This window comes from Agrobacterium sp. 22-214-1, from assembly GCF_053522465.1.
The window spans coordinates 603276-623169 of record NZ_JBNWCK010000003.1 but is presented as its reverse complement, the minus strand read 5'-3'; the positions used below and the strand labels follow the sequence as shown (position 1 = coordinate 623169).

23 protein-coding genes and 1 pseudogene are annotated in these 19894 nt (G+C 58.6%); 9 read left to right on the top strand and 15 right to left on the bottom strand.

The genetic code is table 11. The annotated features are described in order from the left end of the window. Positions 1-82 precede the first annotated feature (82 nt). Entirely contained in the window at positions 83-856 is a 774-nt protein-coding gene (locus ACQZ5G_RS16010; RefSeq protein ID WP_004433087.1) for a Crp/Fnr family transcriptional regulator, read from the top strand. On the opposite strand, the gene ACQZ5G_RS16005 is transcribed toward ACQZ5G_RS16010, so the two are convergent. Next, positions 809-1048 (bottom strand): DUF6894 family protein, encoded by a 240-nt coding sequence (locus tag ACQZ5G_RS16005; protein WP_080629468.1) that lies wholly within the window; start codon positions 1046-1048, stop codon positions 809-811. The two genes, ACQZ5G_RS16010 and ACQZ5G_RS16005, sit on opposite strands and share 48 nt — an antisense overlap. Before the next feature lie 54 nt (positions 1049-1102). Continuing rightward, positions 1103-1291 carry a hypothetical protein gene (locus tag ACQZ5G_RS16000; protein ID WP_377311272.1) on the bottom strand — a complete coding sequence of 63 codons (189 nt, stop codon included), beginning with the start codon at positions 1289-1291 and terminating at the stop codon, positions 1103-1105. A gap of 149 nt (positions 1292-1440) precedes the next feature. Here ACQZ5G_RS16000 and ACQZ5G_RS15995 point away from each other — a divergent pair, with 149 nt between their 5' ends. The 3 genes from ACQZ5G_RS15995 to ACQZ5G_RS15985 are packed head-to-tail and all read left to right on the top strand — an operon-like array spanning position 1441 to position 2187. Then, positions 1441-1644: a hypothetical protein gene (locus ACQZ5G_RS15995; RefSeq protein WP_035237037.1), complete on the top strand. Its 204-nt coding sequence runs from the start codon at positions 1441-1443 to the stop codon at positions 1642-1644. Positions 1645-1686: 42 nt separating this feature from the next. Continuing rightward, on the top strand, positions 1687-1875 hold the full coding sequence (locus ACQZ5G_RS15990; RefSeq protein WP_080629469.1) for a hypothetical protein: 189 nt from the start codon (positions 1687-1689) through the stop codon (positions 1873-1875). Between the two features lie 21 nt (positions 1876-1896). Further along, positions 1897-2187, top strand: coding sequence for a DUF3175 domain-containing protein (locus tag ACQZ5G_RS15985; RefSeq protein WP_004433095.1), 291 nt, complete (start codon positions 1897-1899; stop codon positions 2185-2187). Positions 2188-2369: 182 nt separating this feature from the next. Here ACQZ5G_RS15985 and ACQZ5G_RS15980 read toward each other — a convergent pair whose 3' ends face one another. The 3 genes from ACQZ5G_RS15980 to ACQZ5G_RS15970 all read right to left on the bottom strand — a co-directional run bounded on the left by ACQZ5G_RS15980 (position 2370) and on the right by ACQZ5G_RS15970 (position 3798). Then, positions 2370-2885, bottom strand: a complete 516-nt coding sequence (locus ACQZ5G_RS15980) for a DUF305 domain-containing protein (protein ID WP_448736386.1) — start codon at positions 2883-2885, stop codon at positions 2370-2372. Positions 2886-2993: 108 nt separating this feature from the next. Continuing rightward, the gene (locus ACQZ5G_RS15975; protein WP_004433100.1) at positions 2994-3440 is read right to left on the bottom strand and encodes a CBS domain-containing protein; all 447 of its coding nucleotides are present in this window, start codon (positions 3438-3440) and stop codon (positions 2994-2996) included. Between the two features lie 43 nt (positions 3441-3483). Further along, positions 3484-3798 (bottom strand): plasmid stabilization protein, encoded by a 315-nt coding sequence (locus ACQZ5G_RS15970; protein ID WP_448736387.1) that lies wholly within the window; start codon positions 3796-3798, stop codon positions 3484-3486. A 235-nt stretch (positions 3799-4033) separates the two neighbouring features. Here ACQZ5G_RS15970 and ACQZ5G_RS15965 point away from each other — a divergent pair. After that, positions 4034-4262 (top strand): annotated as a pseudogene (locus ACQZ5G_RS15965) (anti-sigma factor domain-containing protein); the annotation flags it as partial. 109 nt (positions 4263-4371) lie between these two features. Here the strand turns inward: ACQZ5G_RS15965 and ACQZ5G_RS15960 are convergent. The 10 genes from ACQZ5G_RS15960 to ACQZ5G_RS15915 form a co-directional block, all read right to left on the bottom strand. After that, positions 4372-5526 (bottom strand): iron-containing alcohol dehydrogenase, encoded by a 1155-nt coding sequence (locus tag ACQZ5G_RS15960; RefSeq protein WP_448736388.1) that lies wholly within the window; start codon positions 5524-5526, stop codon positions 4372-4374. Positions 5527-5538: 12 nt separating this feature from the next. Next, the gene (locus ACQZ5G_RS15955; RefSeq protein WP_448736389.1) at positions 5539-7290 is read right to left on the bottom strand and encodes a nitrilase-related carbon-nitrogen hydrolase; all 1752 of its coding nucleotides are present in this window, start codon (positions 7288-7290) and stop codon (positions 5539-5541) included. 26 nt (positions 7291-7316) lie between these two features. Then, entirely contained in the window at positions 7317-8012 is a 696-nt protein-coding gene (gene urtE, locus ACQZ5G_RS15950) for an urea ABC transporter ATP-binding subunit UrtE (protein ID WP_004433108.1), read from the bottom strand. Next, positions 8012-8761 (bottom strand): urea ABC transporter ATP-binding protein UrtD, encoded by a 750-nt coding sequence (gene urtD / locus ACQZ5G_RS15945; protein ID WP_448736390.1) that lies wholly within the window; start codon positions 8759-8761, stop codon positions 8012-8014. Before urtD ends, urtE begins: the two co-directional genes overlap by 1 nt. 1 nt (position 8762) lies before the next feature. Further along, positions 8763-9902 (bottom strand): urea ABC transporter permease subunit UrtC, encoded by a 1140-nt coding sequence (gene urtC / locus ACQZ5G_RS15940; RefSeq protein ID WP_448736391.1) that lies wholly within the window; start codon positions 9900-9902, stop codon positions 8763-8765. A gap of 1 nt (position 9903) precedes the next feature. Beyond that, complete coding sequence (gene urtB, locus ACQZ5G_RS15935; protein WP_448736392.1) at positions 9904-10797, bottom strand: urea ABC transporter permease subunit UrtB; 894 nt, start codon at positions 10795-10797, stop codon at positions 9904-9906. A 152-nt stretch (positions 10798-10949) separates the two neighbouring features. After that, entirely contained in the window at positions 10950-12200 is a 1251-nt protein-coding gene (locus ACQZ5G_RS15930) for a transporter substrate-binding domain-containing protein (RefSeq protein ID WP_448736393.1), read from the bottom strand. Positions 12201-12448: 248 nt separating this feature from the next. Then, positions 12449-13057, bottom strand: coding sequence for an ANTAR domain-containing response regulator (locus tag ACQZ5G_RS15925; RefSeq protein ID WP_004433113.1), 609 nt, complete (start codon positions 13055-13057; stop codon positions 12449-12451). Between the two features lie 12 nt (positions 13058-13069). Then, positions 13070-14221, bottom strand: coding sequence for a transporter substrate-binding domain-containing protein (locus tag ACQZ5G_RS15920; RefSeq protein WP_020812770.1), 1152 nt, complete (start codon positions 14219-14221; stop codon positions 13070-13072). A 181-nt stretch (positions 14222-14402) separates the two neighbouring features. Then, positions 14403-15365 (bottom strand): LysR family transcriptional regulator, encoded by a 963-nt coding sequence (locus tag ACQZ5G_RS15915; RefSeq protein WP_004433115.1) that lies wholly within the window; start codon positions 15363-15365, stop codon positions 14403-14405. 232 nt (positions 15366-15597) lie between these two features. On the opposite strand from ACQZ5G_RS15915, the gene ACQZ5G_RS15910 reads away from it, so the two are divergent. From ACQZ5G_RS15910 to ACQZ5G_RS15895, 4 genes are all read left to right on the top strand, one after another. Then, positions 15598-16689, top strand: coding sequence for an ABC transporter ATP-binding protein (locus ACQZ5G_RS15910; RefSeq protein WP_448736394.1), 1092 nt, complete (start codon positions 15598-15600; stop codon positions 16687-16689). Positions 16690-16726: 37 nt separating this feature from the next. Beyond that, positions 16727-17458, top strand: coding sequence for an HAD-IA family hydrolase (locus tag ACQZ5G_RS15905; RefSeq protein WP_059755226.1), 732 nt, complete (start codon positions 16727-16729; stop codon positions 17456-17458). Positions 17459-17477: 19 nt separating this feature from the next. After that, entirely contained in the window at positions 17478-18782 is a 1305-nt protein-coding gene (locus tag ACQZ5G_RS15900; protein WP_448736395.1) for an NAD(P)/FAD-dependent oxidoreductase, read from the top strand. A gap of 61 nt (positions 18783-18843) precedes the next feature. Continuing rightward, positions 18844-19884, top strand: a complete 1041-nt coding sequence (locus ACQZ5G_RS15895) for an ABC transporter substrate-binding protein (protein WP_448736396.1) — start codon at positions 18844-18846, stop codon at positions 19882-19884. Positions 19885-19894: the final 10 nt, after the last annotated feature.

The following is a 19894-nucleotide window of genomic DNA, read 5'->3' as shown; positions in this document are numbered from 1 at the left end:
TGTTTTCATGGGATTTTCCGCTGCTAATATGACTGCCGCAGGTTGATGTTTTCGAGCAGAGGGGCGAACCGGGCGAACCGCTATGCTTGGATCAGATTTTCTTGTTTATAACCGATTGTTGAAGACCCTCGGCACAGAACGCCTGTCGCAGCTTGCGTCCCGGTTGGAGCCCGTGGATCTGCCGGCGGGATATCGGCTCGTTGCCGCTGGCAAGCCCATTTCTCATCTCTGTTTTATCGAAACCGGTCTTGCATCGACGGTTGTTCATGATGACGGCGGCAAGAGCATTGAAGCCGTGCTTGTTGGGCGAGAGGGCATCACCGGCTGGCCCGTTCTGCTGGGCGCGGAAACCACACCGGACGAAACCATCATGGGCGTGGGCGGTCGTGGCTTCCTGATTCCGGCCGTTGAAATACGGCGGGAAATGGAGGAAGACGCGCGCCTGCGTGAGCTTTTGCTGGGCTATATCAACGTCTGCCTGCTTCAGGCCGGCCAGCTTGTGCTTGCAAATGGGCAATATGGTCTGCGGGAAAGGCTCGCACGCTGGCTGCTGATGTGTCATGACCGCCTCGATACGGATGATCTGCCGATCACCCATGAGTTTCTCTCCACCGTTCTTGGGGTGCGGCGGCCGGGCATTACCAACGAGCTGCATGTTCTCGAAGGCATTCATGCCATTCGCGCCAGCCGCGGAAATGTCCGGATCGTCAATCGCGGTATACTGGAAGACGTCGCCGACATGACTTACGGCGTCCCCGAAAGAGAATATGAAACACTGATGGCCCGTATGCGGACGGACGATGCCCTTTCAGTCCTTTCGATCCAGCGCGTCGGTGAAACGGACGACTTTCAGTAAGTCATGCTGCTTGTTACGGATAATGATGCATCCTTCGGAGATGTCACGCCCTTGCAGGATCGCCTCGCTCATCAAGGCGCGGGCGTCCTTGCGCGCCTCTTCGATCGCTTGGTCGAGGGAAGGGAGCTCGCTTCCCTCCGGGTCATCAAGGACGTTTTTACCGCTGATTACATTGAAGAAAAATCTTGGCATGGCGGGTCTTCCCAAGAAAAGATGGTCGCCGCTGACGCATGAAGTGGCCTGTTCCTAGCCAAACTGCCGCAAATATTGCGCCTGTTTCTCAAGCCGTGCGGCAAGTTCGGAAATGCTCATATTCGTCGCGCATAGATGAATGGCGCATTCCAGGAATTGCAGGGACGAGCGTCGGAGAAAGTCCTGCTGCTGCTCATGCGCCATTCTGGAGATGCGATCGGTTTTTCCGGATTTATCCGTCATCGTCTGTTCCCTCGGTTTGAATTCTGGATCGCCTAACCAGTGGAGCGTGCAATTGTTTCGAAAAAAATCCCCCTGTTGCCGCCCGGTCTTTGCGGAACATTGCCGCAGCAAAGTGGTTGGGGAGCGTTGAAACCCAACCGGAGGCAATGATGACCAATAATTCTCCACGAGACGGCGCTCCCGGCACCACCGACCAATCGCCGCGATGGGAAGGGCCGAAGGAAAGCCGACCCAGAGGCTACATGAAACCCACGGACGACCCCGAGCACGATCGGGATGCTGTCGGTGAAAACCTCAAGGACCCACGGAAGAAGCGTGTTTCCGATGCGATGAAAACCCGCGACGACCAATAGGCCAGCGGCTTGTCCGCTGCCACCCGACGACAGGAGGAATAAATGTCCACCTCGACGAAAACACCGGCAAGCATTCGGCAGGGCGGGCCGGGCTCTTCCCATGAAAACGCAAAGGCCCCGCCGGAGATCAAGAAACCTGCGGCAGACAACGACAAACGTTCAAAGAGCAGGGTTTCCGGGGGAGGGGGTGAGCGTGACAGTCACCACACCCATGACCCCGAACGAAAATAATGATCCGCCGGGAGAAGAACGATGAAAAAGGCAAAAAAGAAAAAGAAGTGGTCACAGAAGGTGACGAGGGAAAGCGATGCGCTCGATCTTGATAAGGAGGTCTTCACCAAAGACGATCCCTCGCAGATCGCACGTTCGCTGAAAGCCTCGGCGGAACAATCCTCCAGGCGCAAGACCAGCCCTTTCCGGTCTGCAATGTCGATGCTGGTGTTTTACATCAACCGTGCTGGCCGGACGTTGCCCGGAAAACGAAAGGAAGTGCTGGAAGATGCGAAGGGCGAGCTTCGCAAGGAATTCGGGAAATCGCGATAGACGCACGTGCACTCCCCTTTGGCCCCTATCGCGCGAAGCCCCGAAGGAGGGCGCGGGGCCGTGCAGCAAAAAAATCGCTTCTACGCGATATTAAGTCCCGGAACTCCTGTGACGCGCCATGCCGCGGGACGCCGGATGACGACGCGGCGACGTCAAGAGGCGCTGCCAGAGACGCCGGCCGATCATCTCGAAGGCCCGCCGATCTTTGCGTGGAGGCGCTCGTCGATTGCGTTCATTTGCTCGATTTCTGCGCGCTGGCCGCGGGAAATCTCCGCACAGAGTGCCATAAGTTCCGGATCGGTGATCTTTGCATTTCTACACATGAGAATGGCGCCGGAATGATGGGGAACCATCGAAGCAATGAATTGTCGGTCGCCGATCAGGGTCTGGTTACGCGTGCCGGTGAAAGCCGCCACGAAGAGGAGGGCGAGACCGGCATGGAGAAAAAGGTTCAGCCGCTTGTTCGGATACATCCCATCCATCGTCGCGAGCATGAGGATGCCCATCGGCGCAACCATGGTTAGAGCCATGTAGACCATATTGAAATTGTTCCGGAAGTCGCCCCAGCCATCGATCATGGAGAACATGACGAGGTACATAACCACCAGGCTGAGGACCATGTTAAGGGCGAAAGCCGCATAGGGATGGCTGGCGGCGTGGGCTTTCCCCTCATGATTGGCGCCGTGATTGTCGTCCATCTGGTGCTCCCGTTGCCGCACAGCGGCTTGCCCCGGGGAGGAGTGCAGCCCTCGCCGGTGATGATCTAATCGGCGGGGTTCTGTCAAAACAGGCCCCGGGCCATAGGTTTAATGCGGCTGCACGCCCGACTGGCTATGGGTCCCGCCGGGACGGGAGATCGCGGCCAATGCCTCGCCCACGCCGGTGCCGTCGGTTTCCACGGCGACATCGCCGAGGGACAGGATTCCCACCAGCTGCTTGTTGCGGTCGAGGACGGGGATACGGCGGATCTGCTGGTCGCCGAGATTGCCGCAGACATCTTCCACATCCTCGTCATCGAAGCAGTATTTCACTTCCCTGGACATGATGTCGCTCGCCTTGGTGTCCGGACCTTTGCCTTCGGCAACGGCGCGAATTGCGATATCGCGGTCGGTGAGCATTCCCACCAACTTTCCTTCCTTGCCGACCGGCAGGACACCGGCATCGATTTCCGCCATGATGCGGGCTGCTTCCTGAATGGTTTCTTCCGCATTCACGACGCGCACATCATGCGTCATGACTTCCTGGACTTTCATCGCGGTAACTCCTCCTGACGATAAATCCTTGCTGCAGACCCGCTTAGTGCTGGGCGTGCTGCTCATTGCGTTTGCGGGTGGCGGCTGCCTTTTTGGCGGAAGCGGATCGCTCTGCCTTCGGTCTTGCAGCAGCGGCCTCGCCACCTTTGCGGCCACCCTTTTCGGAAGAGGCGTGGTTCTCGGCATGACCGCGACCGGAACCCGATTTATTGCCGCCACCGCTTTCCTTGTTCACGGTGGCCCAGGCACGCCGCTCGGCCTCTTTCTCGCCGACGCCGCGATCCTCATATCCTTCTTCGATATGCTCGGCCTTGCGCTTCTGTTTGTTCGTATAGGAAGACTTGTCGCCACGGGGCATCGTGCTTCTCCTCTTGGTTGAAGCGCCCCTAACTCCAGTGGTCAAACGATGTTCCCGAAGATGTGAGATCGGTTTTCCGCGTTCTGCGTCCCTCCGCTTGTAAATGCAAACATTAAGGCGGTGAACGACGGAGGGCGTCGCTGTTCTCCCCATTGTCACCACCCTGGGCTGTTTCGCTGCTCGGGAGACGAGCCTCATTGATCATGCAGGTGAACAAGCTGGCCGACTTCGACATCCCAGGGACAAGGCGATTCAGGTCTGGACCCTGCCATCCAAAGACAGAGGACCAGTTTCCCTCGGCCTCATCGACGGTGCGCGCTCGGCACGTCTGGCTGTTCCGGAATTGCCAACACCAAAGGGGGGACCAGCTCTACGAGATCACTCTGGAAGACGCTGGCGGATCTCCGACCGGGCGGCCGACCGGACCAATATTGGCTAAGGGTCTCGCGAAGTTGCTGCGATAACAATCGCGCCAGATATCTCCGTGTGGTGCTTGTATGGTAATTCAATATTTTGATGATGTGAGTTATGGAAAGGATGGCTATAACTCATGTGACGTGTGCACTGCCATGCTTACCAGGCAACCTCGTAGATACTGGCAGCATCCGATAGCGACATGGTACGCGGGTTGTTGACCAGCAGGCGGGTCTGTTCCATCGCACTTTCCGCGAGCAGAGGAATTCCCTCCTTTGGAATTCCGACATGCCTCAGTCTTACGGGAAGATTAAGGCGTACTGGCAGCATCGTCAGTCCGTCGATGAAACCGGAGAGACGCCCGTTCTGATCGGCAGACTCAAGGTGAGGAAAGAGACACGGTGCCAGTTCCGCGTAGGCATCACCACACACCGTCGCGTTGAAGCGCAAGACGTGCGGCAGTACCAGACTGTTGGAAAGACCGTGGGCAACGCCGTAGCGGCCTCCGATCGGATAGGCGAGAGCATGAACGGCAGCGACAGGCGAATTAGCAAAGGCCTGCCCCGCCAGCATTGCACCCAGCAGCATCGACTGTCTGGCGGCAAGGTCGGTTCCATCCTCGACGGCGACCGCGATATTCGCTCCGAGAAGCCGCAGGGCTTCTTTGGCAAGGGCACGGGAAACGGGATTGTTGTTTGCACTGGCGGACGTGAAGGCCTCGATGGCGTGGACCATTGCGTCAATTCCCGTCGCCGCGGTCACGGCGGGAGGAAGTCCGATGGTCAGGTTCGCGTCGAGAAGCGCCACGTCTGGCAGAAGTACGGGTGATACTACGCCCTTTTTCTGGTGTTCGCCCGTGGTGATGATCGAAATCGGCGTGACTTCCGATCCGGTACCGGCCGTTGTCGGCACGAGCACCAGCGGCAGACGCTCCCCCGTCACCTTGCCAACGCCGTAGATAGTGTCGAGCGCTTCGCCGCTTTTGGCAATGAGCGCCACAAGCTTTGCGACATCGAGCGACGAGCCGCCGCCGATGCCCAGCACACCGGTTGCGCCAAACGTCACCGCCTGTGCGGCAGCCGTATGGATGATGGCTTCCGGCGGATCAGCGACAACGCCGGTGAAGATTGATGTTTCGGCGCCGGCTTCTGTAAGGCTGGCAAGCGCCGGCTGAACGAGCCCCGCCTTGACGACCCCATCGTCCGAAATCACCAGAACGCGCGGACCGAGCATGCTCCTCAGCTCCGAAAGCCTTGCGATACAGCCCGGTCCCGCAATGATCTGCGGGACGGTTGCGAACGTGAATGCGGACATCCTGCCGACCTTTCACTGATGCCATTTGACGAGAGGCTGATAATGATGCGGCTGGCGCATGACGACAAGGTCCTTTCGTCTGACGATGTTCGTTGGATAGGGCGTGTCGAGATTGGTGGTATCGACGGCGGCATCGGCAATGCCCTCCTCATCGAGAATGGCCGATTCCTGACGCGGAAAGGCAAAGGAATCCGGCCCGAAGACCGCGCTCTTGCCAAGATATCCCCGTGGCTCATCAAGTACATTGGCGAAGGCGAAATAGACGTTGTTCTCGCCGCCGCGAACCCGCAGAGCGTGCCAGTGAAAGGGGTCTGCTCCCTTCGGGATGGGATAGTTGTGCGGGATTTTCGTTCCCGCGTGGCTGCCGGTGAAAGTGCCGGCAATTGCCGAAGGGCAGGCCACCAGATCGCAGCCCATCAGCGACAGCGAACGGATGGCTTCCGGATAAAGCGCGTCGTGCCCGATCGCGAGACCCAACCGGCCGATGGCGAGATCGTAGATTTTCCATTCGTCGCCCGCCGTCGCCCAGCTGTCGGCGACGCCGAGATGCGTCTTGCGATAGCTGCCCACCAGCCCCTCGGGTCCGGCAAGGACCACGCTGTTGTAGACCCTGTCTCCGTCCGCTTCGGCAAACCCTGCGACGAGATAGAAGCCGAGTTTCATGGCCAGACGAACGAAGGTCGATACCGTTGGGCCTGAAAGAGGTTCCGCCCGGGTTTGGGGGGACTCCAGCCCGGTCAGCGACAGTTCCGGAAACACTAGAATGTCCGGCGCTGCCGTCGCCTTCGCCTCGGTCGCCAGCCGTGTGATCTGGGCAATATTGTCGGCAATGACGGACGTAGGGGCGAACTGGGCAACGGCGGCACGGGAGGTGCGTCCGCGCGGGATTGGCTGATAGCCGTAGAGGCGGAAGTAGTCACCGGGGTTCCAGGTGAAACTGTTGGTCATCATGTTCATGTAAAGCTCGGGCCGGCGCGACTTGAAAACCGGTTCACTGAGGACCTCACGGCGGCGCGCGCGGGCAAGATCGATTGCCCCATAGGCTATTCCATCGCCCGTATCGATCGATGCGGCGACCGTCCCATCCGGCTCGATCACGCAGCTTCCGCCGGAGAACTGCACGGTCCGTTCCAGTCCCCACCGGTTGCTTTCGATGACATAGCAGGCGTTTTCGAAGGCGCGGTTGATCCAGTAAGGCGCCGGGGTGCGCTCCTGCAGCCAATTGGAGATATGGCAGATGATGTCGGCGCCGGCCAAGGCCTCCAGCCGCGCCGTCTCGAAGAAATGCAGATCCATGCAGACCAGCATGGAAATACGGCCGATCTCCGTTTCGAACACCTCGTGCACGATATCGCCGTTCGCAGCCCATTTCGGCTCGGCAATATAGGGATGCGACTTGCGGTGCCGGCCGACGACGCCGTCCGGACCGATCAGAACGGCCGTGTTGTAATAGAGGTCGCTCGCTGGATCGACTTCCGGCATGCCGACGACGATGTAGCAGCGATGCTTGCGGGCAATGGCCTGAAAAACATCAGTGGTCGGTCCGGGGATCGTTTCAACGAACGGTTTGACTTCCGCCCTGTCGAACCAGCAATAACCGGTCGTGCCCATCTCTGGCGTGACGATCAGGCGTGCGCCCGCCTCCGCCGCTTCTTCGCAAAGGGCTTTCAGCCGGGTGATATTGCGTTCTTTTTCAAACATTGTCGGTTCGAACTGGATGGCGGCGGCGGTGTAGCTCTTTATCGATGTCATGATTATTCCCATTGTCTTTATTGAAGGATTTGTCTTTTTCAGACAGCCATATGCCGATGAACGAGCGCGTCGGAGAGCATGTCGATGGCGCCGGCCGCAACCACGCTTCCCTTCTCCAGCATGGCGAAGTGGTGAGATGCGTGCCGTGCGAATGCGACGTTCTGCTCAACGAGGATGATCGTCATGCCGATCTCGCGATTGAGCCGGATGATGATCTTTTCGATTTCCTCGACGATCGAGGGCTGGATGCCTTCGTTGGGTTCATCGAGAAGCAGAACCTTCGGATCCGCGGCGAGAGCCCGGGCGATGGCGAGCTGCTGTTGCTGGCCGCCCGAAAGCACGCCGCCCGGTCTATCAAGATTGGCCATGAGATACGGAAAGAGCTCCGGCACCAGTGCTGGAATTTCGCGTTTGCCATCGGCCCGCGCGAATGCGCCCATCAGGATGTTCTCGCGAATGGTGAAATCGGGAATGATTTCCCTGCCCTGGGGGACATAGGCGATACCGGCCCGCGCTCTCTTGTGCGTCGGGGAGGAGGCGATGTCTTTTCCCTGCAGGTGCATTTCGCCCGTCATGCGGTCGGTCAGCGCCATCAGCGTTTTCAACAGGGTCGTTTTGCCAGTGCCGTTGCGGCCGAGAATGCTCGTCACCTTGCCGGTTGGAACATCGAGCGTGACGCCGTGCAGGATGTGGCTGCGGCCATAATAGCTGTCCACGTTTTTCAATGTCAGCATCAGGATATTCCTTTCGAACCGAGATAGGCTTCGCGGACTTTCGGATTGTTCTCGATATCCCCGACGCTTCCTTCTGCCAGCACCTCTCCCAGATGGAGAACGGTGATACGCTCGGCAATTTCACGCACGAACCCCATGTCGTGCTCGACGACGAGGATGGTGTGGCGGCCTTTGAGGTTTTTGATGATCTGCGCCGTCTTGCGGGTCTCGGCCTGGGTCATGCCGGCTGTCGGTTCGTCCAGCAGAACGACCTTTGGATCCTGGACGATGAGCATGCCGAGTTCCAGCCATTGCGTCTGGCCATGGCTGAGATACGCGGCCGTCATGTCCTTTTCTGCTTCAAGGCCTGTGAGGGCGAGCACCTCATCGACGCGCTCTGCTTCCGCACGCGAAAATCCAAACCGGAGGTTGGCAAAAACGGAGGGATTTCGGCAATTCGCCACCTCCAGATTCTGTCGCACGGTAAGATCGCGAAAAATGCTGGGAATCTGGAATTTTCGGCCAATCCCTGCACGGGCGATTTTGTGTTCCGGCCAGTTTGTGATGTCCGTGTCGTAGACGAAGACCTTACCCTGGGTACTGCGCGTCTTGCCGCTGATCAGATCCATCAGGGTCGTCTTGCCGGCGCCATTTGCGCCGAGCAAAACCCGCAACTCACCATCGCCGACGGTGATGCTGACATTGTTGACGGCTCTGAAACCGCCGAAATCGACGCTGAGACCGTCGATGGTCAATGCGATTGCACTCATATCACAATGCCTCGCTCTGTTGCTGCAACGATGAAGATGCCACACCCGGTTTGACCCGGCGGATGAACTGCCGCAGCACATCATGCGCCACGCCACCAAGGCCACGCGGCATGAACAGGACGACGAGAACGAAGATGAGGCCGATGATCGCTTTCCACGCCTCGACCAGTGCTTCGGTTTCGCTGACCTCAGCCTCGATCATGTTGATGAGGATCGCGCCGATGCAGGCACCGAGCAGGGAGGAGCGGCCGCCAACGGCAGCCCAAACCACCATCGTCACGGAGAAGGAAAGATCCATGAAGGTCGGCGAGGCGAACTCCGCGACGACGACGTATAGCATACCGGCAACGCCGGCTATTCCGGCTGAAATGGCAAAGAAGAACACCTGGTAGAGCGAGACATCGAAACCGAGATAGCGGGCGCGAACCTGATCGTCGCGGATCGCCTGTAGGATCATGCCGGCACGGGTTTCCACGACAAGACGCGCACCGATGAGCGTTAGCGACAGGCATATGGCACACAGATAATAGGTTGCCCGGCTGTAAGGGTCGAATTCAATGCCGCCGATCGTCAGCCAGCCGAGATCCGTCAGGCCGTTGAAGCCGTTCGTCACCGGTTGTGCATCAACCATCACCAGACGCACGAGCAGGACCAGCGCCAATGTAATGATCGAGACGAAGACACCGGAAATCCGTTTGCGAAAAACGAGCATGCCGAGTGCGCCGGCTATCAACACGGGAAGCAGGATGCCGAGCACGAGACCGACCGATTGGCTTTGAAAGGGAAGCCAGAGGAAGGAGCCCTTGTTGATGCAGCAGAGTTCCGTTGGCGCGCCGGGTTCGGCATTCCAGAGCATGAAATCCGGGACCGGCTTGTCGGAGCCCTGTTGCAGGCTGGTCATGCTCGACAGCTTCAGGGACATGGCGAGCATATAGGCGCCAAGACCAAAGAACAGTCCCTGGCCAAGATTGAGAATGCCCGCATATCCCCATGTCAGCGCAATGGCGACGCCGAGCATGCCGTAGACCAGATATTTAGAAATACGGTTCAGCCAGAATTCGTCGCCGAAAACGGGCGCTGCAAAGATCAGCGCGATAAAAATGGCGTAGGCGGCGATCTGGAATTTTCGTTCGATGCTCATATCAGCGCCCCTTGAACGAGAACAGCCCGCTGGGCTTGACGAGAATGACGACAATGACGACCCCGAACACGACGGCGCGTGCCAGAATGTCGTTCGTGCCGATGGCGACCAGCGCGTTGATTTCACCCAGAAGGCCCGAAGACAGGGCCGTGCCGAAAAGGCTACCGACGCCGCCGGTCACCACGACCATGAAACCGTCGACGACCATCGTCGTCCCCATGTCGGGGAAAACGGTCTTGAAGCCGGACATCATCACGCCGGCGACGCCGGCAAGACCGGAACCGAAGGCGAAGGTCAGGGCATTGATGCGTTTCACATCGATGCCGCAAGCGGCAGCCATTTTTGGATTGCGGATGATGGCCCGTACCTGCATGCCTGCTGCCGTACGGTAGAGAATGAACCATGTCGCCAGCGTCAGCGCGGCTGTCACCGCGATGATGAAGGTGCGGTAGGCGTTTATATCGGCCCCGGCGAGCCTGAACGTGCCTTGAAGATAGGAAGGCACCGCCACATTTTGCAATCCGGCGCCAAGGCCTTCGATGTGAATGCCGAAAAATGTGAGGCCGAATTCGAGCCTTACGGCTTGCTGCAAAAGGATGGCAATGCCCCAGGTGGCGAGAAGCGTGTCGAGCAGACGGCCGTAGAGCCGACGCACGACCACCCGTTCGATGACCAGGCCAAGCACTGCGGTTACGACGAAAGCCAACGGTATTGCGAGTAGCAGGCTTGTTTTCAGCCAGATGCCTGAGAGCACGGCGACATAGGCGCCGATCATGACCATTTCGCCGTGGGCCATATTGATGACGCCCATGGCGCCGTAGGTTATGGCGAGACCGAGCGCCACCAAAAGAAGGATCGAGCCCAGACTGAGGCCGATGAAGAGAATATCGAGCATAACGCCACCGTTCGTAAGAAGGGCGGATCAGACTCTCTTCTGTCCCTTGCCAATGCTGAACGCGGATTGGCAATGAGCAAAGAAAAAACGCAGATCCGCCTTGCCGAGACATGGTCCCGCCAACAAGGTTGGCGGGACAAAGCGGGCAGGGGTCAGCCCTTGAGCTTTGCTGCGTCGAGACCGTTGCTGGTGCAGAACAAATTGCTTTCCGTCTCACCATAGGCCGAATAGGGAAGCGGCTTGATCGGTGCCGGATAGGCGTTGACCACCTTGCTCTGGCCGTCCGGCTGCCACTGTCCGATGCGTGGCGTCAGCCAGCAATGCAGGTTGTCTGGGTCGGTCGTCACCTTGCCACCAGGTGCTTCATAGGTCTGGCCGCGAATGCCGGCCCGGATCGCGTCGGCAGACAGATCGCCGGATTTTTCGACTGCCTGCTTCCACAGGAACACCTGGAAATAGGCCGCCTCGAGCGAATGGTATGTGACGGCTTTCGGATCGTTGACGAAGGTCCTGAAGCGTTCAATGAAGCTCTTGTTTGCGGGCGTTTCGATCGACATGAAATAAGGGAAGGAGGTATAGCTGCCTGCCGCATATTCGGCGCCCATGGCTGCAATCTCGATCTCGGACGTCACCGTCGCGCAGATCGGGATAACCTCCTGCGACAGACCCTGGTTCTTGAATTCGCGGTAGAAGGCGATGATCGAGTCGCCGACCACGTTGGAAAGAACGACATCTGCACCGGATTCCTTGATCTTGCTGACCATGACCGCCCATTCCGAGTGGCCAAGTTCCAGATATTCGTCCGCCACCCATTCTGCGCCGGCCGCTTCAATCAGTTTCTTGGAAACCTTGGCCATTTCACGCGGGTAGACGTAGTTCGAGCCGACGATGAAGAACTTCTTCTTGCCCAGCTTTTCGACGATCCATGGAATGTAATTGGAGAGTTGCTGGTTTGGAACAGCGCCGGAATAGACGACGTTGCGTGAGCATTCGAAGCCTTCATAGTGCGTCTGATAGAACAGCATCGCGCCGCGTCGTTCAAAGATCGGCAGCACGGCCTTGCGGCTGGCAGAAGTGTGGCAACCGAAGACGGTGGAAATCTTGTCCTTGAGGATCAGTTTCGACGCTTTTTCGCTGAAGGTTTTCGGGTCGGAGGCTCCATCTTCCACGACGACTTCGACCGGGCGACCCAGAACGCCGCCGGCGGCGTTGATTTCGGAAACGGCCATCATGACACCGTTGGCCAGAAGCTTTTCGGCGACGGAAAGCCCACCCGTCTGGGAATAGAGTGCACCGACCTTGATCGCATCGGCTGCGAAGGCCCGACCGCCCAGCGCGGGCAGGGCAAGTGCGGCGGAAGCGGTGGCTGCGGTTTTGAGAAATTCACGTCTGTTGAACACCATCTTGGTTCCCCTTTTTTGATTGGCGCACGCGGTGGCACTGCCCGGCTCCATGGCGAGGCTTCATGCCGAAAAAAGTGTAGGAAGGCTGACGTCACTGTCAGCAGACAACAAAAAACCCGCGAGGCTTGTCAAAGCCTGCGGGCACCCTTGCCATCACCGCATCACGGCTGCGCCGCGTGCAACAGCGACACATGGCTTCGATAAAAGAAGGGATGTGCCGGAGGTGTTCATCTGGAACACATCAAAAACTAATCATGTTTTTGGGAAGGGCGCAAGAGCTGTTCAGCGTTGATAATCGAATTGGCGATTTCATCGATCGGCACGCGTCGTGCCATCGCTTGCTCGCGCATTTCGCGGTACGCCTCGTTTTCGCTGGTGCCGCGATTGGCCATCAAAATCGCCTTGGCGCGGGCAAGCTTCTGGTCTCCCAATACCTTGCGTTTATATTTGCGTGCTTCTTTCACGAGCTTTTGGCGCTCCAGCCACAGGCTGCGGGCGATGGCGAGATTGGTCAGCAGACCGAACGGCTTGATCGGCCTCTCGACAATGGCGAGCGCTCCGCTTTCCAGAACGATCTGCAACGTCGAGGGATTTTCGTAACCGACGATGGCAAGCATGGTCGGAGCGGGGTTTGGAAAACACTTCAGCAGACGTTCGATTTCCGGTCGCGCCTCGTCTTCCATGGCAAGAAAGACGACGTCTGTGCCGTGCGGCAATTCGGCAGGCACCGGCCAGAGGCAACTGACCGTGCAGCCGATACGGCGCAGGTGATCGACGAGGAACTCTCCCTCCGATGTCCGGGGATGAATGACCAGGACCTTTAGATCCCGCAAATCTCTGAGAAGGGCGAATGACATCGTCGCTCCTTCTCAGACCCGGACGCGATGCGGGAAAGTTTGCGTCAGATCCGGGCGATATTCGCGCATGAACGGATCTGGCGCCACCCGCAGTGACGGATCATAGACAATATCGTAGCCGCCCTGCGCATTCACCTTTGCCACTCTTGGCCACAGATGCGTGTGGTTTGTCAGCCGGTCTATCTTCACCGCGCCCTGTGGGGCATCGTATTCGACCTCATAGAGTGCCGGCAGAAGCTGCTCAAGCCCGTCGCCGCCGGCAAGCTTTAAAGCCGCCGCATAGAGATATACCTGAAAATAAGCCGCTTCGGCTGGCGCAGTGGGCAGCATCTGCTGGCCGTACCGCTGTTGATAGGCCGAAACGAAGGCGCGGGCGCGGGGTGTGTCGAGAGAAGCGAAAAAGGGAGCAGCGGTTATGTGCCCTTCCGCCACCTCCGGGCGCATGCGTATCACGTCGGCCTCGCTTGTCGATTGACTGGCGATCGGCATCTTCTGCGCATTGAAGCCCGCTTCTTTGAACGCCGTGTAGAAAGGAATGATACCGTTGCCAACGATCGTTGAATAAATAACGTCCGGCTGCGCTGCGCGAATGTGTCGGATGATCTTGGCGACGTCCTCGTCTTTGAGGTTCAGCGGAACATATATCTCGTCCAGGACCTGTCCCCCCACCTGAAGAAAAAGGTCGCTGATCGTCCGGTTCGATTCGTAAGGATAGACGTAATTCGACCCCACAAGAAAAACCCGCTTTCCATAGTGCTTGGTGAGGAAATCGACCAATTGGACGGAGTTCTGATTGGGAGCTGCCCCTGTGTAGATGCAATGCCGGGAGTATTCGAACCCCTCGTACAAAGTCGGGTAAAACAGCAAAGCATCACGGGCCTCGATGACCGGAAGAGCGGCTTTGCGGGTGCTCGACATGTGGCAGCCGAAAACGACACGGACCCGATCTTCGTCGCAAAGTTTGACTGCGAGCTCCTTATAGAGACTGGGAGTTGATTGCGGATCGTAGGCCACCGGCTCTATCTCTCGGCCGAGCACGCCACCGGCTGCGTTGATTTCATCGATCGCCAGCAAGGTAGCAGCTCTCTGGGTTGTTTCCACGGCTCCGGTCACTCCCGTTTCGGAGAACAGCACACCGACCCGCCAGCTTTCTGAATGCATCATCGCCCACCAAAAAATAAAAAGCTCCCGCCCGTTTCCGGTCGAGAGCTACCCTGCTCATGGAATATCAGCGGCTCATTTTGAGCCTGTTAGTCCATGATGTCAGTTTCTTTATCTGGTGACAATAGCGGAACGAAGGGTCGTTATGACTATGTCGGTTCGAGCGTGTTCAAAATTTCAGTTTTTAATTGATGGTGTCGCTTCCCACGCAGCCGATGTTCAGGGATGGATAAAGCGCGCTCACCGCATCGACATCCGCCTTCAATTCACGGATCATCCATTCCTTGACCTGCGTGACGATAGGTCGGGCGGGTTTGGTTCGCAGCCGGATAAGATGGCAGCGCCGGCCGGTGACCATCAAATGTTCGCTTGCTGGAACCAGTGTCCGCGTCCGTAGCCAATGGGCGACGACGTTGAGCCAGCCAAGCGCCACGCCCTGGCCCAGGAGAGCAGCCTGCACGACGATGGCGTAGTCGGAGAAGATCATCGAATTCTGCGGGTCGCTACCGCTGGCCGGTGTGAACAGCGTCGACCAGTTGGGCTGCGCATCGCTTAAATTGATGGTCGTATCCGGCACACGATCAATATCGTTGCCGGAAATGGCATGGCTTTCCCTGTAACCCGGACTGCAGATCGGCAGCAGGATTTCGGGCATGACGAAAGCTGCCTCGTGATGCCTGTCCGGTCCATCGACGAAGCGCATCCCAAGATCGACGTCGTTGACCGGCCCCGACAGGGCGCCCATCATGAGCTGAAACCGAAGATCGACATTGGGAAACTCCCTTTTGAATTCGGCCATTCTCGGCATCATCCAGTGCGTGGTGAAACCGGTCGAGACGGAAAGGGACACGGTTTCGATACCGGTTCGGCGATCCTCGATTTCCCGCAGGGCGCTTTCTATTCCGGCGAAGCCTCTGGCGATCGCATCGAACAGCAGCTGGCCGGGTTCCGTCAGCATCACGCCACCGGGCTGTCGAAGAAACAATGTCGTATCAAGATGTTCCTCCAGCCGGGACATCATGCGGCTCACAGCCGCCGGCGTCACGTTCAATTCGTCTGCAGCCCTCGAAAAACTGCCGCAGCGCGCAGCGGCCTCGAAAGTAAAGAGGCCATTCATGGAGGGCAGGGAGCGGCGAAGGAACGTCATTACATTTTGTAACATCGCATAGATTTTTTTTCAATTGCCTATCCGCCTTTTGTTTGGTCTCTTGGCTGTCAACGAAGGCGAGAGACCTTCCATGAATTGAGGGGAACGCGACAGATTGGTTTCAGGCCGGCGCTGGGCGTCACAGGCTGAAAATCTGCTCTTCGTTCCGCAAAAACGCGCTGCCATACGTCGGAGCACCACCGAACGTACTGGGATTTTTTAGTGGAATCATATGATTGAGCAGCCAAATACAGAGCGGGTAGGCGTTTCCATCAAAGAGGCGGTCAAGTGCTACGGAACGTTTCGTGCGCTGGACGATGTCAATCTCGATGTCGCTCCCGGCGAATTCGTTTCCATTCTCGGGCCTTCGGGGTCAGGCAAGACCACGTTGCTGGGAATTCTCGGCGGCTTTGTCCAGCCGACATCGGGGTCAATTTGGTTAGGCGATCGGGATATTACATTTGAGCCGCCGCATAAGCGGGATATCGGTATCGTCTTTCAGAACTACGCGTTGTTTCCGCATATGAGTGTGGGCGAAAACATCACCTTTCCGCTAAGGGCGCGGCGGCTGCCGAAGGCGAGCTGGCCGGCGAAACTCAAGGCCGCGCTCGAGATGGTCGAACTCACCGGCTATGAGAACAGGCGTATCCACGAATTGTCGGGCGGCCAACGTCAGCGCGTGGCGCTGGCACGTGCCATGATCTTCGAGCCGGGCCTCATTCTCATGGACGAGCCGCTTTCGGCGCTCGACAAGCAGCTGCGCGAGACCATGCAGATCGAACTCAAACGGCTGCATAAGCGGCTCGGCGCCACGATCGTCTATGTCACGCATGATCAGCGCGAGGCGCTGACGATGAGCGACCGTGTGGCGATCATGCACAGGGGACGTCTGGTGCAGGTCGATACGCCGGAGCGCCTGCATGACCGTCCCGTCAACGCCTTTGTCGCTCGCTTCATCGGCGAGGCGACCCTGCTTGCGGTTCGGCGCGAGAGCGAAACGGCGGTGCGGCTGGGAGACCGGCTGCTGCACACGGCGCATCGCGTGCCGGAAGGCGAAAACCTGCATCTCGTGGTTCATTCGGAAAAACTCGTGGTGGCGGATGGCGCTCAAGCCGATGGCGGCAACAGGCTGACAGGCATCGTCACGGATACGCTTTATCAGGGCGAAAGCATTCGGGTTTTCGTGCGGCTGGACAGCGGCGACGATCTGAGTTTCCGGCTTCCCAGCAACCATGCCGGCCGCGCGCTGATGAAATCACCGGGTGAGGCGATCGCGCTTTCACTCCACCCCGAAGACACGGTGATCGTTCCCGAAGCAGGTTGAGACATTCCATTCCATGCAGTCAACAAGGATAAAGACGATGCAGCTTACGCAATTCAAGGTCATGACCTTCGATGTGGTCGGCACTTTGATCGATTTCGAAACGGGTGTGCTCAATGCGGTGCGTGCGCTCGGCGGCGAAAAGGCGGCGAGGGCCACCGACGACGAGATTTTCGAACCCTACAAGCGTGGCCGCGACAAGTTCTATGGACGGTCTTCTTTCGCCATGAAAGACGTCTATCTTTCTCTCGCCAACGAACTCGGTTTCAACAATGACGACGCCACGGCGGAAGCCTTCCAGCTTGCCGTGCTGCGCTGGCCAGCCTTTGCAGATTCCGTGGAAGCGCTCGCCCGCCTGCGCAAGAACTTCCGTCTTGTCGCCATGACGAATGCCGACCGTACGGCATTTTCCGCCTATTCCGATACGCTTGGCAATCCGTTTCACGACAGCGTCACCTGCGATGAGGCCGGGTGTGCCAAGCCCAATCCGCAGTTTTTCGCCTTCAACAAGGGGCGTCAGTCGGCTTTCGGTTTCAAGCAGTCGGAAATCCTGCATGTCGCCCAGAGCCAGCATCACGATATCGGCGTGGCCCGCGAACTTGGCTACACGACCTGCTGGATCGAGCGTCGCCAGGGCCAGCAGGGGTTCGGCGGCACGCCGGCTCCGAAGGTGGTGACCAGGCCCGACTTCCACTTCTCCTCGCTCAAGCAACTGGCCGATGCGGTGGACGCGGAACTTGCTGCCGGCGTCAAGACGGCAACGGCAGCCTGAAAGCGAGAGAGCCGTACCGATGGCCGCACGTCCCCCTTTTCCCGATATCCACTCCCTCTGGCAGGAGACGGCTTCGAGCCGTCCTACCTTCGACCGGCTCTCGGGTGATCGTCGGTTCGATGTCGCGATCATCGGTGGCGGCTATACGGGCCTTTCCGCGGCGCGCTATCTGGCCCGCCGCGGCCTGTCTCCGGTGGTGCTGGAGGCAAGCCGGATCGGCTGGGGCGCGAGCGGCCGCAATGGTGGCGTGGTGTCGGGCAAGTTCCGGCTTTCCTTCTCCGACATCGCCGCCCGCTACGGGCTGGAGACGGCGCGGCGCATGCATGATCTCGGTATCGAGGCCATCGATCATGTCGGCGAACTGGTGGAAGATTATGCAATCGCCGCTGCCGATTATCGCCCAACCGGTTCGCTGCGTTGTGCCCACAATCAGCTGTCACTCGATGGCCTGAAAAAAGAAGTCGAGTGGCTGCGTGGATCGCTTGGCGACCATGCCTGCACCATTCTCTCACCGGAGGAAATGGAGGCGGAGACGGGCTCACGCGATTTCGTCGGCGGCATGCTCAATACCCATGGCGGCGTCATCCACCCCTTGAATTTCGTTTTGGGCATGGCGGCCGGATTGAGTGCCGCAGGCATCGCGATCCACGAGAAGACGCCGGTGGCGGCATTCAGGCGAGATGGCGCCGGCATCGTTCTTGAAACGCCTGACGGTGTCGTTTCGGCCCGGCAGGTGGTAATCGCCACCAATTCCTATTCCGATCTGACGCCGGCCACGTCGACGGTCCGCAAATCCATCATTCCCTTCCGCTCCGCGATGATTGCGACCGAGCCGCTGACCGGCAGACCGGGTGCTTCCCTCCTGTCGCAGGGACGCAGCTATACCGAGACGCGGCGCATGATGCGCTGGTTCCGCAAGGCCGGAGACCGCGTAATGTATGGCGGGCGCGGCGCCTTCGGCAAGGCGGATTCCGAAAGCGCGTTTGCGGCGCTGCACAAGGCCATGGTGCGGCAGTTTCCAGAACTCGCAGCGGTATCTGTCACCCATCGCTGGTCCGGCCTCGTGGCCATGACGATGGACAGCATTCCGCATCTGGGCCGGCTGGACGACCGGGTCGTCTATGCAGTCGGTTATAATGGAACCGGGGTGGCCATGGCCTCCAACATGGGCCGCTACGTTGCGGCCATGGTTGCCGGGCAAAGCCCCGATCTCGGGCTCTTGACCGCGGAGCCGCTCAAACCCGTGCCTTTTTATCCCATCAGGGAGCCAGCCGTCCGGCTCGTCGCCGGCTGGTATCAGTTCCTCGATGCAATCGGGCGCTAAGACCCGACAGTCGCATGCCAACAGGGGCGACAGCGCCTCGCCATAAAGAGGAGAACGACGAATGAAATACAGATTTTCCATGCTCGTGCTTTCCGCATCCGCCGCCGTTTTTTCGGCTGGCTTGGCATCCGCGGAACAGATCACCTTCGTCTCACAGGGTGGCGCCTACCAGGAGGCGCAGACCAAGGCGATCCTCGACCCCGTCGCCAAGCTGCTTGGCATCACTGTCAATCAGGACAGCGCGCCGGATGCCTGGCCGGTGATCAAGACGCAGTCCGCATCCGGCAAGATCGTCTGGGACGTCATCGACACGCCAGCGAAGGATTGCATACGCGGCGGGGAACAGGGAATGATCGAGAAACTCGATTTTTCCAAAATACCCAATGCGGAAAAGATGCCGGCCGAATACAAGAGCCCCTATTCTGTCGCCTATGAATTCTACTCGAGCGTGCTCGCCTACAACAAGGACAAGTTCGGCGGCAACCCGCCCAAGAGCTGGGCGGATTTCTGGGATGTGAAGAAATTTCCGGGCACGCGGGCGCTTCGTAACCATCCCCTGGCGACACTCGAGGCCGCTTTGCTCGCAGATGGCGTGCCAGCGGACAAACTTTATCCGCTCGATGTCGACCGGGCTTTCAAGAAGCTCGAAGAGATCAAACCCTATGTCACGGTGTGGTGGACCTCCGGCGCCCAGTCGGCGCAGCTTCTGGCCGATGGTGAAGTCGACATGGAGATGGCGTGGAACGGCCGCGTTGCTGCGGTGGTGAAGGAAGGCGCGCCGATCGGTTATTCGTTCAATGAAGGTTTCCTTCAGTATACGTCGCTCTGCATTCTCAAGGGCGCGCCGAACCTCGAAACGGCTGTCAAGTTCGTCAATGCGGCGCTGACCCCTGAAATCCAGGCGAATTTCCCGGCCTATATCGATTACGGTCCAGGCAATCCTGAAGCGTACAAGACCGGCAAGATTTCGCCGGAACGCGCTGCCGAAATGCCGAGTTCGCCGAACAATGCCGCGCTTCAGGTTCTGGTGTCGGATGAGTGGTGGAGTTCCCCGGCCGGTGAGGAGGCGCAAAAACGCTGGGCGCAGTTCATCCAGAAATAATCATCGGCCT

Bases quoted from the DNA above. Each gene is read 5' to 3' on its own strand.
- ACQZ5G_RS16010 (WP_004433087.1), top strand. From the start codon at position 83: ATGCTTGGATCAGATTTTCTTGTTTATAACCGATTGTTGAAGACCCTC.
- ACQZ5G_RS16005 (WP_080629468.1), bottom strand. From the start codon at position 1,048: ATGCCAAGATTTTTCTTCAATGTAATCAGCGGTAAAAACGTCCTTGAT.
- ACQZ5G_RS16000 (WP_377311272.1), bottom strand. From the start codon at position 1,291: ATGACGGATAAATCCGGAAAAACCGATCGCATCTCCAGAATGGCGCAT.
- ACQZ5G_RS15995 (WP_035237037.1), top strand. From the start codon at position 1,441: ATGACCAATAATTCTCCACGAGACGGCGCTCCCGGCACCACCGACCAA.
- ACQZ5G_RS15990 (WP_080629469.1), top strand. From the start codon at position 1,687: ATGTCCACCTCGACGAAAACACCGGCAAGCATTCGGCAGGGCGGGCCG.
- ACQZ5G_RS15985 (WP_004433095.1), top strand. From the start codon at position 1,897: ATGAAAAAGGCAAAAAAGAAAAAGAAGTGGTCACAGAAGGTGACGAGG.
- ACQZ5G_RS15980 (WP_448736386.1), bottom strand. From the start codon at position 2,885: ATGGACGACAATCACGGCGCCAATCATGAGGGGAAAGCCCACGCCGCC.
- ACQZ5G_RS15975 (WP_004433100.1), bottom strand. From the start codon at position 3,440: ATGAAAGTCCAGGAAGTCATGACGCATGATGTGCGCGTCGTGAATGCG.
- ACQZ5G_RS15970 (WP_448736387.1), bottom strand. From the start codon at position 3,798: ATGCCCCGTGGCGACAAGTCTTCCTATACGAACAAACAGAAGCGCAAG.
- ACQZ5G_RS15960 (WP_448736388.1), bottom strand. From the start codon at position 5,526: ATGTCCGCATTCACGTTCGCAACCGTCCCGCAGATCATTGCGGGACCG.
- ACQZ5G_RS15955 (WP_448736389.1), bottom strand. From the start codon at position 7,290: ATGGGAATAATCATGACATCGATAAAGAGCTACACCGCCGCCGCCATC.
- urtE (WP_004433108.1), bottom strand. From the start codon at position 8,012: ATGCTGACATTGAAAAACGTGGACAGCTATTATGGCCGCAGCCACATC.
- urtD (WP_448736390.1), bottom strand. From the start codon at position 8,761: ATGAGTGCAATCGCATTGACCATCGACGGTCTCAGCGTCGATTTCGGC.
- urtC (WP_448736391.1), bottom strand. From the start codon at position 9,902: ATGAGCATCGAACGAAAATTCCAGATCGCCGCCTACGCCATTTTTATC.
- urtB (WP_448736392.1), bottom strand. From the start codon at position 10,797: ATGCTCGATATTCTCTTCATCGGCCTCAGTCTGGGCTCGATCCTTCTT.
- ACQZ5G_RS15930 (WP_448736393.1), bottom strand. From the start codon at position 12,200: ATGGTGTTCAACAGACGTGAATTTCTCAAAACCGCAGCCACCGCTTCC.
- ACQZ5G_RS15925 (WP_004433113.1), bottom strand. From the start codon at position 13,057: ATGTCATTCGCCCTTCTCAGAGATTTGCGGGATCTAAAGGTCCTGGTC.
- ACQZ5G_RS15920 (WP_020812770.1), bottom strand. From the start codon at position 14,221: ATGATGCATTCAGAAAGCTGGCGGGTCGGTGTGCTGTTCTCCGAAACG.
- ACQZ5G_RS15915 (WP_004433115.1), bottom strand. From the start codon at position 15,365: ATGACGTTCCTTCGCCGCTCCCTGCCCTCCATGAATGGCCTCTTTACT.
- ACQZ5G_RS15910 (WP_448736394.1), top strand. From the start codon at position 15,598: ATGATTGAGCAGCCAAATACAGAGCGGGTAGGCGTTTCCATCAAAGAG.
- ACQZ5G_RS15905 (WP_059755226.1), top strand. From the start codon at position 16,727: ATGCAGCTTACGCAATTCAAGGTCATGACCTTCGATGTGGTCGGCACT.
- ACQZ5G_RS15900 (WP_448736395.1), top strand. From the start codon at position 17,478: ATGGCCGCACGTCCCCCTTTTCCCGATATCCACTCCCTCTGGCAGGAG.
- ACQZ5G_RS15895 (WP_448736396.1), top strand. From the start codon at position 18,844: ATGAAATACAGATTTTCCATGCTCGTGCTTTCCGCATCCGCCGCCGTT.